Below are 14,941 nucleotides of genomic sequence, written 5' to 3'. Positions count from 1 at the left end.
CGCCGGGGCGGGCGCTTACCCGGGCGACCCCCCCCCGCCCATGGTCCGGGGCCGCACCCCGCCCCCGCCCCCCCCGCCCCGGCCCCCCCCCCCCGCCGCCCCCCCCGTCCGTGTGTCCATGCGCATACTGAGGCTGAGGGAAGGTGTCGTTCAGGGAGCGCTGAGGAGTGACGGAGGCCGAGGACCGCAAGCCTCGCTCGGACGAGGCGAGGACCACGTACGACCCCGAGATCACGTCCGAGTTCGCCGTTCCCCAGGGCCTCGTGGTCCCCAGGACCGGTGCCGAGTCGGAGACGACGTCCGAGTTCGCCGTACCCGAGGGCCTGGACTCGCCACAGCCTGCGGATGCCGAGCCGGAGGGGTCGGCGTTCAGCCTGCCCAGCACGTACAGCGCCCAGCACGCCCCGGCGCTGTTCACGCCGCCGACCGGGGTCCCGGCGGTCAGCATGACCAAGGACGCGCCCTGGCAGGACCGGATGCGCGCGATGCTGCGGATGCCGGTGGCCGAGCGGCCGGCGCCGGAGCCGGTGCCGAAGGCGGAGGAGGACGGCCCGGCCGTCCCGCGCGTCCTCGATCTGACCCTGCGCATCGGCGAGCTGCTGCTGGCGGGCGGGGAGAACGCCGAGGACGTGGAGGCCGCGATGTTCGCGGTCTGCCGTTCCTACGGGCTCGACCGGTGCGAGCCCAACGTCACCTTCACCCTGCTGTCGATCTCCCACCAGCCGTCGCTGGTGGACGACCCGGTGACGGCCTCACGGACGGTACGCAGGCGGGGCACCGACTACACGCGGCTGTCGGCGGTCTTCCAGCTCGTGGACGATCTCTCCGACCCGGAGACGCATGTCTCCCTGGAGGAGGCCTATCGGCGGCTCGCGGAGATCCGCCGCAACCGGCACCCCTACCCGGGCTGGGCGCTGACCGCGGCGAGCGGGCTGCTGGCCGGTGCCGCCTCGGTCCTGGTCGGCGGCGATCTGATCGTGTTCTTCGCCGCCGCCGTCGGCGCGATGCTCGGCGACCGGCTCGCCTGGCTGTGCGCGGGGCGCGGACTGCCGGAGTTCTACCAGTTCACGGCGGCCGCGATGCCGCCGGCCGCGATCGGGGTGGCGCTCACCCTGGCCCATGTCGACGTACGGGCGGCGGCCGTGATCACCGGTGGGCTGTTCGCGCTGCTGCCCGGGCGGGCGCTGGTGGCGGGCGTCCAGGACGGTCTGACGGGCTTCTACATCACCGCGGCCGCGCGACTGCTGGAGGTCATGTACTTCTACGTCGGCATCGTCATCGGCGTGCTGGTCGTCCTGTACTTCGGGGTCAAGGTGGGCGGCGGCCAGCTCAACCCGGAGGCCGCGGTGAACATCGAGAAGCGGCCGCTGCTGCAGATCGCGGCGGCGATGCTGCTGTCGCTGACCTTCGCCGTGCTGCTCCAGCAGGAGCGCTCCACGGTGCTGGCCGTCACCCTCAACGGGGGCGTCGCATGGTCGGTGTACGGCGCGATGTACAGTGCCGGCAACCTCTCGCCGGTCGCCTCCACGGCGGTGGCGGCGGGTCTGGTGGGCCTGTTCGGGCAGTTGCTGTCGCGCTACCGGTTCGCGTCCGCGCTGCCGTACACGACGGCGGCGATCGGTCCGCTGCTGCCGGGTTCGGCCACCTACTTCGGTCTGCTGTCCATCGCGCAGAACGAGGTCGACAAGGGGCTGGTGTCGCTGGCGAAGGCCGCGTCCCTGGCCATGGCCATCGCGATCGGGGTCAACCTCGGCGCGGAGATCTCGCGGCTGTTCCTTCGGGTGGGCTCCGCCGGGAAGCGGCGGGCGGCCAAGCGGACCAGGGGCTTTTGAGCGGCCGTTCGTACGGTCGGCGGCTCGGGGCCACTGGTCGTCGCGTCGGTCAGGGACGGGAGTTGCCCTGGCGGGAGTCGTACGGGTACTGCTGCCGGCCGTAGCCACCACCGTCGCCGTAGTTCTGATCGCCGTAACCCTGGTTCCCGTAGCCCCGGTTGTCGTAGCCCCGGTTGTCGTAGCCCCGGCCGTCCTGGCCCTGGTTCCAGTTGCCGTACGGGTCCTGGGGCTGCTGGGGCTGCTGGGGCTGCTGCGCCTGCTGCTGGGGCTGCGGCTCGTAGGCGGGCTCGATGCGGCGCAGCTGGGTCGTGGCGTCGTCCGTGGCCGGGGGCTGCTGCTGGAAGGGCTGCTGCGGGGTGGACTCGGCGGGCGGGTTGGCCTTGTTCTTGGAGCGGGCCCGCAGAAACTCGATGATGATCGGCACGACCGAGATCAGAACGATCAGGATGAGGATCATCTCGATGTGCTGATTCACGAAGTCGATGTTGCCCAGCCAGGAACCGAGCAGCGTGACGCCCGCGCCCCACAGGACACCGCCGATGACGTTGAAGACGAGGAACGAGCGGTACTTCATGCCGCTGACGCCGGCGATGATCGGCGTGAACGTACGCACGATGGGCACGAAGCGGGCCAGGACCAGGGACTTCGGGCCGTACTTCTCGAAGAACTCGTGTGCCTTGGTGACGTTCTCCTGCTTGAAGAGGCGGGAGTCCGGGCGGTTGAAGAGGCTCGGGCCGACCTTCTTGCCGAACATGTAGCCCGCCTGGTCGCCGAGGATCGCGGCGACGCAGATCAGGGCGATGGCCCCCCACAGCGGGAAGTCCAGCTGACCGGAGGTGATCAGCAGTCCGGCCGTGAACAGCAGCGAGTCACCCGGCAGGAAGAAGCCGATGAGCAGACCGGACTCGGCGAAGACGATGAGGAGCAGGCCCCAGATGCTGTAGGTGTCCAGCAGGTAATTGGGGTCCAGCCAGCTCGGTCCGAGGGCAATCGTCGTCACGGTTCCGGGCTCCTGAGGGGTGAGGGCGGCGGGGGCGTCCTGATGCGGCCGCACAAAGCTATCAACGCCAGGCGACCGCCCCGGGTTCCACCGGCGGCTCCAAGCCTCGCCGCCGGTACGAACGGACGAACAGGGGTGCCTCGCCGCCCCCGGCGCCCTGTGCGGTCCAGGCCGTGTGACGGGCGGCGTTGGCCAGGATCGCTTCCTTCAGGTGCTCGGCCAGGCCAGGCCGCGTCGCGTCGTAGAAGGCCTTGAAGCGCTCGTCGGCGACGTACATCTCGCCGAGGCAGCGGTGCATGTCGTGCGGGCAGGCGTAGAACCACCGGGAGATGTGCCGCCGGTGCTCCTCGGCCATGTCCATGGCCGGCTCGCCCGCCGGGGGCGCGCCCGCGTCCACCAGCGCCCCGTACCGCTCGCTCCAGTCGTCGGCCTCGGCCTGCAGCCGCTCCCAGTCCTCCTTGCTGTGGCGGGCGGCGCGGCGCTGCGACTCGGCGTACGCGTGCGTGCCGCCCCAGCGCGCCTCCGCCTCCTCGGCGTACTGCTCGGGATCCTTGTCCCCGAAGACCTCGAACCGCTCCTGCGGAGTGAGGTTGATGCCCATTCTGCGTGCCTCCATGGCGTGCTCCACGGCCTCGGCCATCCGCCGCAACGTCTCGATCCGGGCGGTCAGCAGTTCATGCCGGCGGCGCAGGTGCGCGGGTCCGCGTCCGGGTCGTCGAGCAGGACCGCGACCTCGTCGAGCGGAAAGCCGAGTTCCCGGTAGAACAGGATCCGCTGCAGCCGGTCGAGATCGGCGTCGCTGTACCGCCGGTGGCCCGCCCGGCTGCGCCCGCCCGGCACGAGCAGCCCGATCTCGTCGTAGTGATGCAGGGTGCGCACCGTGACCCCGGCGAACCCGGCGACCTGTCCCACGGAGTAGCTCACTTCCGCTCCTTCACTCGGTACGCGCTCCACGGTCGCCCCTCACGTGACGTGAGGTGCAAGCCCATTCCTCTCGGGATGTTCACCCACTTATGTCCGTTTATCGTGAGCCCGTGGCCCAGGACACGGCGCGGCAGGCGCCCACCGCTCCGGCGACCCCGGCGCGCGCCCTGCTGCCCTTGGTCCTGCCCGCCGTCGTGGTGGGTGTGCTGGCCAGTCTGCTCTTCGTCGGGGTGAGCGTGGCGGCCGAGAAGCTCCAGGGCGTGCTCTGGGCGGACCTGCCCGACACGCTGGGGATCGGCCGTCACTCCGTGGCGTGGATCTTCATCATGCTCACCGCGACCGGGATCGCCGTCGGCCTCGTGGTGTGGAAGGTGCCGGGGCACGCCGGGCCCGATCCGGCCACCCTGGGCCTGGACGCGCCCACGCTGCCGCCCGTGGTGCTGCCGGGCCTGCTGCTGGCGACCGCGCTGATGCTCGCGGGCGGTCCGAGCCTCGGCCCGGAGAACCCGATCATCGCCGCGAACGTGGGGCTGGCGCTGTGGCTGGGCACCCGGCTGGCGCCGGGGCTGCCGGGCGGCCTGTGGCCGGTGCTCGCGGAGTCGGCGACGATCGGCGCGCTGTTCGGTACGCCGGTGGCGGCGGCCCTGGTGATCTCGGAGGCGCTGGCCGGGCGGCCGATCAGGGGGCGGCTGTGGGACAACGTCTTCGCACCGCTCACGGCGGGCGCGGCGGGCGCCCTGACGACCACCCTGGTCGCCCACCCGACCTTCGATCTGCGGCTGCCGCCGATCGGCCGCCCGGCCTGGGCCGACGTGCTCGCGGCGCTCGTCGTCGCGGCGGCGGGCGCGCTGCTCGGCCTGTGCGCCGTCTGCGGCTTCCCGCATGTCCACGGGGCCTTCCGACGGCTGCGGCACCCGATGCTGATGCTGCCGGCGGGCGGGGTCGTCCTGGGGGCGCTGGGCGCGCTGGGCGGCCAGCTGACGCTGTTCAAGGGGCTGGACGAGGTCGGTGAGCTGGCGCGCCATCCCGAGGGCTGGACGGCCGGGCAGTTCGCCGGGATGGCGGTGGTGAAGCTGGCCGCGCTGCTGGTCGCCGCGTCCTGCGGGTTCCGGGGCGGCCGGATCTTCCCGGCCGTCTTCGTGGGCGCCGCCCTCGGCCTGTGCGCCCACGCCCTGGTGCCCGCCGTCGAGCCGGCGGTGGGCGTGGCCGCGGGTGTGCTGGGCATGCTCCTGGCGATCACCCGGCAGGCTTGGGTGAGTCTGTTCACCGCCGCGGTACTCGTGGCGTCGCCCGCGGCCCTCGCGCTGCTCTGCATCGCCTCACTGCCGGCCTGGCTGCTGGTGACCGGGCGACCGCAGATGCAGTTGCGCGCGGACGGTACGGCGATGCGCTGACCGGCCGGCCACCCTCGATCCTCCAGGAAGGCACCTTGATGGCACTGCACGAAGGCCCGCAGAAACACGAACACCGGCGGCTGTCCGTCAATCCGTTCTTCGGGGAGGCCAATCCGGTCGGCGGCATGGCCGAGGCTCCGCCCACCCACCGGCTGCCGAGCGCACCGCTCGCACCGTCGACCGCGTACCAACTGGTGCACGACGAGCTGATGCTGGACGGCAACTCCCGGCTCAACCTGGCCACCTTCGTCACCACCTGGATGGAGCCGCAGGCCGGTGTCCTGATGGCCGAGTGCCAGGACAAGAACATGATCGACAAGGACGAGTACCCGCGCACGGCCGAACTGGAGCGGCGCTGTGTGGCGATGCTCGCGGACCTGTGGAACGCGCCGGACCCGTCGGCCGCGGTGGGCTGCTCGACGACCGGCTCCAGCGAGGCGTGCATGCTGGCCGGGATGGCGCTCAAGCGGCGGTGGATGCACCGCAACCCCGACCGCTACCCGTCCAGCGGGGTCCGTCCCAACCTCGTCATGGGCGTGAACGTCCAGGTCTGCTGGGAGAAGTTCTGCAACTTCTGGGAGGTCGAGGCCCGCCAGGTGCCGATGGAGGGCGACCGCTACCACCTGGACCCGCAGGCGGCGGCCGGGCTGTGCGACGAGAACACCATCGGGGTCGTCGGCATCCTCGGCTCCACCTTCGACGGTTCCTACGAGCCGATCGCCGACCTGTGCGCGGCCCTGGACGACCTCCAGGACCGCACCGGCCTGGATGTGCCGGTGCACGTGGACGGCGCGTCCGGCGGCATGGTCGCGCCGTTCCTCGACGAGGACCTGGCGTGGGACTTCCGCCTGCCGCGGGTGGCGTCGATCAACGCCTCCGGGCACAAGTACGGCCTGGTCTACCCCGGCGTCGGCTGGGCACTGTGGCGGGACAAGGAGGCGCTGCCCGAGGAACTGGTCTTCCGGGTCAACTACCTGGGCGGCGACATGCCGACCTTCGCGCTGAACTTCTCCCGGCCCGGCGCACAGGTGGTCGCGCAGTACTACACCTTCCTGCGGCTGGGCCGCGAGGGCTACCGGGCCGTGCAGCAGTCCACCCGGGACGTGGCGCGCGCCCTCGCCGAACGGATCGAGACGCTCGGCGACTTCCGGCTGCTGACCCGGGGCGACCAGCTGCCGGTGTTCGCCTTCACCACCGCACCGGACGTGACCTCGTTCGACGTCTTCGATGTCTCCCGGCGGCTGCGCGAGAGCGGCTGGCTGGTCCCCGCGTACACCTTCCCGCCGCACCGCGAGGACCTGTCCGTACTGCGGATCGTGTGCCGCAACGGCTTCTCCGCCGACCTCGCCGACCTGTTCGTCGAAGACCTGACCCGCCTCCTGCCAGAGCTGCGCCGCCAGCCGCACCCCCAGACCCGGGACAAACAGTCGGCCACCGGCTTCCACCACTAGCGCGAGCCCCGAAGGAGCCCGGGGCGGAGTCACCATCCGGCTCCACCGCTCGGGCGCGCCCAGGGCCGTGCCCCAAAGGAGCGCGGGGAACGGCGCGACCAGCCACAACGCAACGCACCCGTAGCCAACCGACAACCGACCACACACCAAGCCCCGAACCCCAACGGCGCCGCACACGAAACCCGGCCGAACCAGCGGAGCAACTAGCGGCGGAACTTGCGGACCGCCAGCGGGAAGAACACCGCGAGCAGTGCGACCGGCCAGATCACCGCGGCCCAGACCTGCCCGCCCGCGGCGCCCTGTCCGCCGAGCAACTCCCGTACGGCGGTGGCGGTGTGGGACAGCGGGTTCCACTGGACGGCGGTGCCCAGCCAGCCGGGCATGGCGTCGGGCGTGGCGAAGGCGTTGGACAGGAAGCCGACCGGCCAGACGAGGATCTGCACGGCCTGGACCAGCTCCGGCCGGCCGGCGACCAGGGCGAGGTAAATGCCGATCCACAGCATGGCGAAGCGGAAGAGCAGCAGCAGGCCGAAGGCCGCGAGAAAGGCCCCGGCCGCGCCGTGCGGCCGCCAGCCCACCGCGCCGGCCACCGCGGCCATCAGCACCAGCCCGGCCGCCGACTGGAGCATGTCGGCGGCCGAACGGCCCACCAGCACCGACCCGTTGGCCATGGGCATGGCGCGGAAGCGGTCGATGACGCCCTTGTTGAGGTCCTGGGTGACGGCGAGCATCGTGCCCTCAAGGCCGAAGGCCATGGTGAGCGCGAGCATGCCGGGCACCAGGTAGTCGACGTAGTCGCCGCGCACGCCCCGGCCGCCGCCGACCAGGTAGCCGAACATCAGCAGCAGCATCACGGGGAAGAGCAGCGCGACGAGCAACGACCCGGGCTGCCGCGCCCAGTGGGCGAGTTCGCGGCGGGTCATGGTCCAGGAGTCGGTCAGGGCGTGGCTGCTCACACGGTCTCCTTGGTCCGGTCGGTACGGTCCTCGCGCCCCGTCAGGTGCAGGAACACCTCGTCCAGGGTCGGCCGGCGCAGGGCGATGTCCGCCGCCTCGACACCGGAGCCCTCCAGGGCCCGTACGACCGCGGAGAGCGCCGCCATCCGGTCGGTGACCGGGGCGCTGAGCAGCCGGCGGTCGGTGTCGACGGTGACGTCCGCGGGGCGCAGCGGCAACAGGGCGAGCGCGGCGCCCAGTTGGCCGGCGTCGCGCAGCACGATGTCGATGCGGTCGCCGCCGGTGAGCGCCTTCAGTTCGTCGGCGGTGCCGTCGGCGACGACCCGGCCGTGGTCGACGACCGAGATGCGGTCGGCGAGTTGGTCGGCCTCCTCCAGGTACTGGGTGGTGAGCAGGACCGTCGTACCGCCGCCGACCAGGGAGCGGACCGAGGTCCACACCTCGGTGCGGCCCCGCGGGTCGAGCCCGGTGGTCGGCTCGTCCAGGAACAGCACGTCCGGCTCCGTGATCAGGGAGGCGGCCAGGTCGAGACGGCGGCGCATGCCACCGCTGTAGGCGCGGACCGGCCGGCGGCCGGTGTCGGCGAGGCCGAAGCGCTCCAGGAGTTCGCCGGCCCGCACGCGCGCGTGGCGGGCGCCCAGGTGATGGAGACGGCCGAACATCTCCAGGTTCTGCCGGCCGCTCAGCTCCTCGTCCAGGGCCGTGTGCTGGCCCAGCAGCCCGATCCGGCGGCGCACCGCGGGGGCCCGGGTCAGCACGTCGTGCCCGGCCACCTCGATCCGGCCGCTGTCCGGCCTGAGCAGGGTGGACAGGATCCGGACCAGGGTCGTCTTGCCCGCGCCGTTGGGTCCGAGCACCCCGTGCACCGTGCCGCGGGCGACCGTGAGGTCGAGCCCGTCCAGCGCGGGTCTGCCGCCGTATGTCTTGCGTGCCGCGTCGACGCTGATCGCCGCTTCGGTCACTGCCACTCCCTCGTTAGTCAAACTTGACTACTAGGGCGAAGCTAACTGCTCCCACTCGATTGGTCAAACTTGATTAGCGGTCGTCCTCGGGATGCGGCTCACCCGTCGCGTACGGGTTCCGCTCGCCGTCCGCGAGCACCCCGACGAACTGGGCGCCCTCCCCCGCGAACGTGTACGCACCCGCCTCGATGCGCTCGATCAGTCCCCGCGTCCACTCGGCCTCACCGTCGGCCGTGTGGAGCCAGAGGTTCATGATCTCGCCGATGTGCCCGTACTGCCCCGGACCTTCCTCGGGCACATAGTTCTCGGTGACGGCGGAGCGCCACTCCTCGATCCGCCGGATCCGCTCCTTCAGCAGCGCCACCGCCTCGGTCCGCGGCAGGTCGACGATGAAGCCGATGGCGGCCGACTTGACGTCCATCCGCTGGTCGTACGAGGTCAGCGCCTCGCGCACCAGCCGGAAGTACTCCTCGGTGCCCGCCTCGGTGATCTCGTACTCCGTGCGCGGCGGGCCTCCGGCGGTGGACGGCGCGATCTCGTGCGCGCGCAGCAGGCCCTGCTTGGCCATCTGCTTCAGGGCGTGGTAGATCGAGCCGGGCTTGGCGTTGGACCACTCGTGCGCGCCCCAGTACTCCAGGTCGTTGCGCACCTGATACCCGTGGGCCCGCCCGTGCTGACGGACGGCGCCCAGCACGAGAAGACGGATCGCTGACATGCGACCCAGGTTATGACCCCCAGATCACCCACCCCACCCAAGACCCCACCACCGACCGCCGAGAGCCCCACCCGCCGACGCCGCGATGCATGGGACCGCCCCGGGGAAGCCATGCCCCGCCCCCCGCCGGGCACAAGAAAGCGAATACCTCCAGCGAAATCGCCCTCTCCGCAAGGACCAGAACCAGCCAGACCACCCACCTGCGGGGCCCCGCGGCACGAGCCCGTCAAGCCCCCATGAGCCTGCCCGCGACATCGCCCGGCCACGGATACCGACCCGTGGGGCCGCCCGAAGGCGGAAGCCACAGCGCCGGAGTCACGAGCCATCTGAGCGCGGGCCTGCAACTGTTCCACCCGCCCCACGCACCGAAACCGCTCCCGCCTGCGGGCATCGTCCACCCACCGATGCCGCCCGCCCCTAAGAGGCACCCGCTCGCACACACCGGCAGCCGCCGAAGTCCTCCGCCGCCCGCAGAAGCCGCCGACCGAGCCAAGCGAAGCCGTCGCCCGCGGCTGCCGCCAGACCGTACGAGCCGTCCGCCCGCGGCTGCCGGCGAACCGTGCGGGCCGTTCACCCGGAGGAGCCGACGTCCGTGGCCACCGTCGCGGCCGCCACCCGCCGGTGCCCTCGGCCACCGAAGTCCGGGGCCGTCAGAACGGGAACGAGGTCCGGCCGTGTTGTACCGAGATCCACTTCAGGGTCGTGAACGCGGTCAGCGTCGTCTCGCCGTTCAGGCGGCCGATTCCGGAGTGCTTCTCGCCGCCGAAGGGCACCAGCGGCTCGTCGTGGACCGTGCCGTCGTTGACGTGGAACATCCCCGTCTCGACCCGCTTGGCGAACGCCACGCCCCGCTCGATGTCGGCCGTGTGCACCGCGCCGCTCAGCCCGTACGGGGTGTCGTTGACGATGCGGACCGCCTCCTCCTCGCCGTCGAACGGCACGAGCAGGGCGACGGGGCCGAAAATCTCCTTGCGCAGCAGCGGGGAGCGGATCGGTACGTCCGTCAGGACGGAGGGCTCGACCAGGTTGTCGGTCGTGCTGCCGCGCACCAGGACGGTGGCGCCCTCGGCCTCGGCCTGTTCGATGGCGGCCGAGATGGCGTTCGCCTGGAGGGAGTTGATGACCGGCCCGATGACCGTCTGCGGGTCGCTCGGGTCGCCCGTCTTCAGCGTCCTGACCTTGGCCACGAACTTCTCGGTGAACTCGTCCGCGACCGCACGGTCCACCAGGACCCGGTTGGCGGCCATGCAGACCTGGCCCTGGTCGACGTACCGGCTGAAGACGGCCGCGTCGACCGCGTAGTCGAGGTCGGCGTCGTCGAGGACCACCAGGGCGCTGTTGCCGGCGAGTTCCAGCACCGTCCGCTTGAGCTGGCCGGCGCAGACGGTGGCGATGTGCCGGCCCACCTTGTCGGAGCCGGTGAAGGAGATCACCTTGGGGACCGGATGCTCGATGAAGGCGTCACCGATCTCGGCGATGTCGGTGAGCACCACGTTCAGCAGCCCGGCCGGCAGTCCCGCGTCCTCGAAGAGCCGGGCGAGCAGCGTGCCGCCGCACACCGGGGTGTCCTGGTGGGGTTTGAGGACGACGGCGTTGCCCAGGGCGAGGGCCGAGGCGACCGGCTTGATCGACAGCAGGAAGGGGAAGTTGAAGGGGCTGATGACGCCGATCACGCCGACCGGGACACGGTAGACCCGGTTCTCCTTGCCGTCGCTCGGGGACGGCAGGAGCCTGCCCTCGCAGCGCAGCGCCAGCTGGGCCGCCTCGCGCAGGAACTCCTTGGCGAGGTGGATCTCGAACCGGGCCTTCAGGAGCGTGCCGCCGAGTTCGGCGACGATCATGTCGGTGATCTGCTGTTCCCGCTCCTCGACCAGGCGCAGGACCCGTTCGAACAGGAGGCGGCGGGTGTAGGGGTTGGTCTCGGCCCACGCGCACTGGGCACGGGCCGCGGCCCGGTAGGCCAGATCGACCTCGTCGACGGTGGCTATGGTGATCGAGGCCAGCTTCTCGCCGTCGTACGGGTTGAAGTCGATGATGTCCCAGGAACCGGTGCCCGAACGCCACTCACCGTCGATGTACTGCTGGGCCAGGTCGGTGAAGCAGGACGACATGTTGTGATCCCTCGATCCCCTTGCTGCCGAAGCAGCCAGCCAGACACCCGATCAACTTCACGGCTGATCACGCTCACGGTCTCATCACGCTGATCAGGCGTCATCGTACTTGTGTTGACGGTGAGTTGGGGTGTCACCTGGGGATACGAATGTCCGTGGGATCGGATCCGCCCCGCCGGGCAGGGGCGCGATCAGGACAGCTGGAGCAGCCCGCGCAGCAGATCACGGCTCTCGTCCGGCCCCGGGCTGTCCTGCTGCAACTCCTTGAGCGCGTGCTCGTACTGGGCGACGTCCTCGCGTTTGTCCAGATACAGCGCGCTGGTGAGCTGCTCCAGATAGACCACATCGGACAGATCGGACTCGGGGAAGCTGAGGATGGTGAAGGCGCCGCTCTCTCCGGAGTGCCCGCCGAAGCCGAACGGCATGATCTGCAGCCGTACGTTGGGCTGCTGGGAGATCTCGATCAGGTGCTGGAGCTGGCCGCGCATCACCTCCCGGTCGCCGTAGGGACGGCGCAGGGCGGCCTCGTCCAGGACGATATGGAACTCGGGCGCGTTCTCGGCGACGAGGTACTTCTGCCGTTCCAGGCGCAGCGTGACGCGCCGTTCCACGTCGGCGACGCTCGCGCCCTTCATGCCGCGCCGCACGACCGCACGGGCGTACTCCTCGGTCTGCAGCAGACCGTGCACGAACTGCACCTCGTACACCCTGATGAGGGAGGCGGCGCCCTCCAGGCCCACATAGGTGGGGAACCAACTCGGCAGTACATCGGAGTAGCTGTGCCACCAGCCGGCCACGTTCGCCTCCCGGGCGAGCGAGAGCAGCGACTCGCGCTCCACCTCGTCCGTGATGCCGTACAGCGTCAGCAGGTCTTCCACGTCCCGTGTCTTGAAGCTCACCCGGCCCAGCTCCATCCGGCTGATCTTCGACTCCGAGGCACGGATCGAGTACCCCGCGGCCTCGCGCGTGATGCCGCGAGACTCACGCAGTCGCCTGAGTTGCGAGCCGAGCAGCATGCGTCGCACCACCGATCCGGGCTCTCCCGCGCTCACGTTCGCCAGCCTCCCCAACCGTCTTCAAGGGCCGAAGTCTGCCACTAAAACACTTCGAGCAGTACTCGTCCGGTTACGGAAACGGAAAGACGCCAGAGTTCTCCCGCAGGAAGGAGCCGGGACGGAGCAGTGAACCGGCGAGCCTCGTGCGCAAGGTTGGCGGAAAAAATGACCAAGAAGTGGTACGGGAGGGAGCAATTCGGCCTCGTGCACGTGCATCTGCCCTTGCATCTGCTGTGCGCATCCGAAACCATGGTCCCGCGCCACCGCTGCATCGCAACGACCGCGAATTCCCGGGAGTGCCTCGCATGGGGACGAATGGATCGACCATGCTCAAGCCGTTACGGCAGGGCCTTCCGCCACTGGACCCGGCGGCCGCCTCCAGCGCCGCCTCCTGCGCCCTGCCCGCCCGGTACGAGGCGGTGCGCGAGGCCCGTCGGTTCACCCGCGGCACCCTGGACCAGTGGGACGTCGGCGACCGCTTCGACGACATATGCCTGGTCGTCTCGGAACTCGTCACCAACGCCCTGCGGCACGCGCTGCCGGGCGACGGCGGCGTCGATCCGTCCGCGGCGGTGCGGCTGCATCTGATGCGCTGGACCGAGCGGCTGGTGTGCGCGGTGCGCGATCCCAGCCACGACACCCCGGTCGCCCATGCCGTCGAGGACCATGTGGCGGAGTCGGGACGCGGGCTGTTCCTCGTCGAGTCCTTCAGCGAGGGCTGGGGCTGGCACCCGCTCGCGGGCACCATCAGCGGCAAGGTCGTCTGGGCCCTGTTCCGGCTCCCGCCGGGGGTCTGACGCGGCACCGCACCGTCCGACGCCGCCGTTCTACGCGCGTCTCCCCGGTCTCGTACGACGGGGTGCCGACGGCTGCCCGGACGCCGGCGTCAGCTCGGGGCGCCGGCGTCAGCTCGTTATCAGGTGGTCGAACTCGCCGTCCTTGATCCCGAGCAGCATCGCCTCGATCTCCGCGCGGGTGTAGACGAGGGCGGGTCCGTCGGGGTAGCGGGAGTTGCGTACGGCCACGTCTCCGCCGGGCAGCCGGGCGAACTCCACGCAGGAGCCCTGCGAGTTGCTGTACCGGCTCTTCTGCCAGGCCACGCCGGCCAACTGCGTGGCAGCCATGCCGTTGTACACGTCGTACCCCCCGTACCCGCCGTCAACGTCGAGGTTCACAGGTTGCTCCCCGCTGGTGCACTGGCTGGTGTGGCCATTGATGCAGTGGTCAACTGATCGTGATCATAACCTTGTTCATGTGCAGATGCATGGGCGAATGCACGTGCACGCGGGGTGGTCCTTTGGTTACAGCTTTGACGACCCTTTTACCGAAGCCCTTCAAGCGTCTGCCCCAGGCTTCGCATGACATGCTTACGCCAACCCCCGTCCATGATCTTCCGCGCCATCATCTGTGCCGGGTCGTCCGGGTCGAATCCCTCGTGCACCAGGAACAGACGCGTGCCGCGCCCTTCCTGTTCCAGCGTCCAGGTGATGGTCCAGTCCGCGGGATTGGCCGGATCGGCGTCAGTCCACCGGACGGACAGCATCCGCTCGACGTCGTAGGCGAGAACCAGCACGTCGACGACGCCGGAGAAGCGGGAGTGGGGACGCGGAACCGAGGTCATCCGGTACCGGTGGCCGACCTCGAGCCGGAACTGCTCAGCGCCGGGCATCTGCCACTGCGCGAGCAGTTCGGGCTCGGTGAGGGCACGCCAGACCTTGGCGGGCGGGTGCGGGAGGAACTGGTCGACGCGGATGGTGGTGAGGTCGCCTGCGTCGCCTTCCGGGGGGCGGTCGCTCATGAGCGATCACTGTCGGGCATGCGGTCGAGCAGTTCGCCGAGCCCCTTCAGACGGTCGCGCCAGAACCGCTCGTACGGATGGAGCCAGTCCTGCAACTCGGCGAGCGGCGCCGCCTCCAGACGGTAGATGCGCTGCCGGCCGGAGCGCTGCTCGGAGACGAGGCCGGCCGCCCGGAGCACCTTGAGGTGCTCCGAGAGGCTGGGGCGGCGCATCGCGAAGTGATCGGCCAGGGCCTGGACGGGCTGCGGCCCGCCGTCGCGCAGGAGCCGCAGCACCTCGCGCCGGGTGGCGTTGGCGAGCGCGGCGAAGACGCGGTCCTCGGCGTCCTCGCGGGCCCCGGTCGTCGTCATGCGTTCCTTCCCGCCCAGCGCCGAGCCTCCGTGAGCAGCATCAGACCGTTGCCGTCCGGGTCCCGGAAGGAGGCCATCCGGCCCCACGGGAACTCGTCCGGGCCCCGCACGGCGGTGCCCGCCTCGGCGAGCCGCGCGCAGTCGGCGTCGACATCGGTCGTCACCAACATGATCCCCCGGCTCGAACCGGGTCGGAAATCGCCCATCCCCTGCCCGGAGAGCGTGAAGACGGTCTGTGCGCCCTCGGGAGCGACCTGGAGCCATCGGCCCTGGGGCATGTCGAGGTCGGCGGTGACCCGAAAGCCGAGGACCTCGGTGTAGAAGCGCAGGGCACGGTCCTGGTCGGCGACGGGGAGCGTGACGAACGAGGCATGCGTGATGGTCATGCGTCCG

The 14,941-nt window shown here is 70.7% G+C and carries 14 protein-coding genes and 1 pseudogene; 4 read left to right on the top strand and 11 right to left on the bottom strand.

The window, feature by feature from the left end; all coding sequences use genetic code 11:
- The first annotated feature begins 167 nt into the window (after nucleotides 1–167).
- On the top strand, nucleotides 168–1,832 hold the full coding sequence (locus tag ABT245_RS22160; protein WP_351736094.1) for a threonine/serine exporter family protein: 1,665 nt from the start codon (nucleotides 168–170) through the stop codon (nucleotides 1,830–1,832).
- A gap of 49 nt (nucleotides 1,833–1,881) precedes the next feature.
- Here the strand turns inward: ABT245_RS22160 and ABT245_RS22155 are convergent, their stop codons facing one another.
- Together ABT245_RS22155 and ABT245_RS22150 are read right to left on the bottom strand one after the other, a co-directional pair.
- Nucleotides 1,882–2,832 (bottom strand): VTT domain-containing protein, encoded by a 951-nt coding sequence (locus tag ABT245_RS22155; RefSeq protein WP_351736092.1) that lies wholly within the window; start codon nucleotides 2,830–2,832, stop codon nucleotides 1,882–1,884.
- A 172-nt stretch (nucleotides 2,833–3,004) separates the two neighbouring features.
- Nucleotides 3,005–3,756: pseudogene (locus tag ABT245_RS22150) on the bottom strand (MerR family transcriptional regulator); the annotation flags it as partial.
- 110 nt (nucleotides 3,757–3,866) lie between these two features.
- On the opposite strand from ABT245_RS22150, the gene ABT245_RS22145 reads away from it, so the two are divergent.
- Both ABT245_RS22145 and gad read left to right on the top strand, forming a co-directional pair.
- Nucleotides 3,867–5,150 (top strand): ion channel protein, encoded by a 1,284-nt coding sequence (locus ABT245_RS22145; protein ID WP_351736090.1) that lies wholly within the window; start codon nucleotides 3,867–3,869, stop codon nucleotides 5,148–5,150.
- A 38-nt stretch (nucleotides 5,151–5,188) separates the two neighbouring features.
- Nucleotides 5,189–6,601: a glutamate decarboxylase gene (gene gad, locus ABT245_RS22140; protein WP_351736088.1), complete on the top strand. Its 1,413-nt coding sequence runs from the start codon at nucleotides 5,189–5,191 to the stop codon at nucleotides 6,599–6,601.
- A gap of 203 nt (nucleotides 6,602–6,804) precedes the next feature.
- On the opposite strand, the gene ABT245_RS22135 is transcribed toward gad, so the two are convergent.
- From ABT245_RS22135 to ABT245_RS22115, 5 genes are all read right to left on the bottom strand, one after another.
- Nucleotides 6,805–7,557 carry an ABC transporter permease gene (locus ABT245_RS22135; RefSeq protein ID WP_351736086.1) on the bottom strand — a complete coding sequence of 251 codons (753 nt, stop codon included), beginning with the start codon at nucleotides 7,555–7,557 and terminating at the stop codon, nucleotides 6,805–6,807.
- Nucleotides 7,554–8,519 carry an ATP-binding cassette domain-containing protein gene (locus tag ABT245_RS22130; RefSeq protein WP_351736084.1) on the bottom strand — a complete coding sequence of 322 codons (966 nt, stop codon included), beginning with the start codon at nucleotides 8,517–8,519 and terminating at the stop codon, nucleotides 7,554–7,556. The genes ABT245_RS22135 and ABT245_RS22130 overlap by 4 nt, the downstream gene beginning before the upstream one ends.
- A 73-nt stretch (nucleotides 8,520–8,592) precedes the next feature.
- The gene (locus ABT245_RS22125; protein ID WP_351736082.1) at nucleotides 8,593–9,234 is read right to left on the bottom strand and encodes a PadR family transcriptional regulator; all 642 of its coding nucleotides are present in this window, start codon (nucleotides 9,232–9,234) and stop codon (nucleotides 8,593–8,595) included.
- Between the two features lie 650 nt (nucleotides 9,235–9,884).
- On the bottom strand, nucleotides 9,885–11,345 hold the full coding sequence (locus ABT245_RS22120; RefSeq protein WP_351736080.1) for an aldehyde dehydrogenase family protein: 1,461 nt from the start codon (nucleotides 11,343–11,345) through the stop codon (nucleotides 9,885–9,887).
- A gap of 191 nt (nucleotides 11,346–11,536) precedes the next feature.
- Entirely contained in the window at nucleotides 11,537–12,373 is an 837-nt protein-coding gene (locus tag ABT245_RS22115; RefSeq protein WP_502982164.1) for a Sco1979 family transcriptional regulator, read from the bottom strand.
- A 353-nt stretch (nucleotides 12,374–12,726) separates the two neighbouring features.
- Between ABT245_RS22115 and ABT245_RS22110 the strand changes: the two genes are divergently transcribed.
- Nucleotides 12,727–13,197, top strand: a complete 471-nt coding sequence (locus tag ABT245_RS22110; RefSeq protein ID WP_351736078.1) for an ATP-binding protein — start codon at nucleotides 12,727–12,729, stop codon at nucleotides 13,195–13,197.
- A gap of 108 nt (nucleotides 13,198–13,305) precedes the next feature.
- Here ABT245_RS22110 and ABT245_RS22105 read toward each other — a convergent pair whose 3' ends face one another.
- From ABT245_RS22105 to ABT245_RS22090, 4 genes are all read right to left on the bottom strand, one after another.
- On the bottom strand, nucleotides 13,306–13,524 hold the full coding sequence (locus tag ABT245_RS22105; protein ID WP_388719932.1) for a DUF397 domain-containing protein: 219 nt from the start codon (nucleotides 13,522–13,524) through the stop codon (nucleotides 13,306–13,308).
- Nucleotides 13,525–13,721: 197 nt separating this feature from the next.
- Nucleotides 13,722–14,198 (bottom strand): SRPBCC family protein, encoded by a 477-nt coding sequence (locus ABT245_RS22100; RefSeq protein ID WP_351736074.1) that lies wholly within the window; start codon nucleotides 14,196–14,198, stop codon nucleotides 13,722–13,724.
- Entirely contained in the window at nucleotides 14,195–14,548 is a 354-nt protein-coding gene (locus ABT245_RS22095) for an ArsR/SmtB family transcription factor (protein ID WP_351736072.1), read from the bottom strand. The genes ABT245_RS22100 and ABT245_RS22095 overlap by 4 nt, the downstream gene beginning before the upstream one ends.
- Nucleotides 14,545–14,934 (bottom strand): VOC family protein, encoded by a 390-nt coding sequence (locus tag ABT245_RS22090; protein WP_351736070.1) that lies wholly within the window; start codon nucleotides 14,932–14,934, stop codon nucleotides 14,545–14,547. Before ABT245_RS22090 ends, ABT245_RS22095 begins: the two co-directional genes overlap by 4 nt.
- Between the last annotated feature and the right edge of the window lie 7 nt (nucleotides 14,935–14,941).

The sequence above is a fragment of the Streptomyces sp. NPDC001508 genome, assembly GCF_040298665.1.
GTDB lineage: Bacteria > Actinomycetota > Actinomycetes > Streptomycetales > Streptomycetaceae > Streptomyces.
Note: the sequence above shows the minus strand (reverse complement) of the source record. Positions and strands in the feature narration are given on the sequence as shown.

Coding starts and splice junctions, on each gene's coding strand:
- gad (WP_351736088.1), top strand. CDS start 5,189: ATGGCACTGCACGAAGGCCCGCAGAAACACGAACACCGGCGGCTGTCC.
- ABT245_RS22125 (WP_351736082.1), bottom strand. CDS start 9,234: ATGTCAGCGATCCGTCTTCTCGTGCTGGGCGCCGTCCGTCAGCACGGG.
- ABT245_RS22120 (WP_351736080.1), bottom strand. CDS start 11,345: ATGTCGTCCTGCTTCACCGACCTGGCCCAGCAGTACATCGACGGTGAG.
- ABT245_RS22110 (WP_351736078.1), top strand. CDS start 12,727: ATGCTCAAGCCGTTACGGCAGGGCCTTCCGCCACTGGACCCGGCGGCC.
- ABT245_RS22105 (WP_388719932.1), bottom strand. CDS start 13,524: ATGGCTGCCACGCAGTTGGCCGGCGTGGCCTGGCAGAAGAGCCGGTAC.
- ABT245_RS22100 (WP_351736074.1), bottom strand. CDS start 14,198: ATGAGCGACCGCCCCCCGGAAGGCGACGCAGGCGACCTCACCACCATC.
- ABT245_RS22095 (WP_351736072.1), bottom strand. CDS start 14,548: ATGACGACGACCGGGGCCCGCGAGGACGCCGAGGACCGCGTCTTCGCC.
- ABT245_RS22090 (WP_351736070.1), bottom strand. CDS start 14,934: ATGACCATCACGCATGCCTCGTTCGTCACGCTCCCCGTCGCCGACCAG.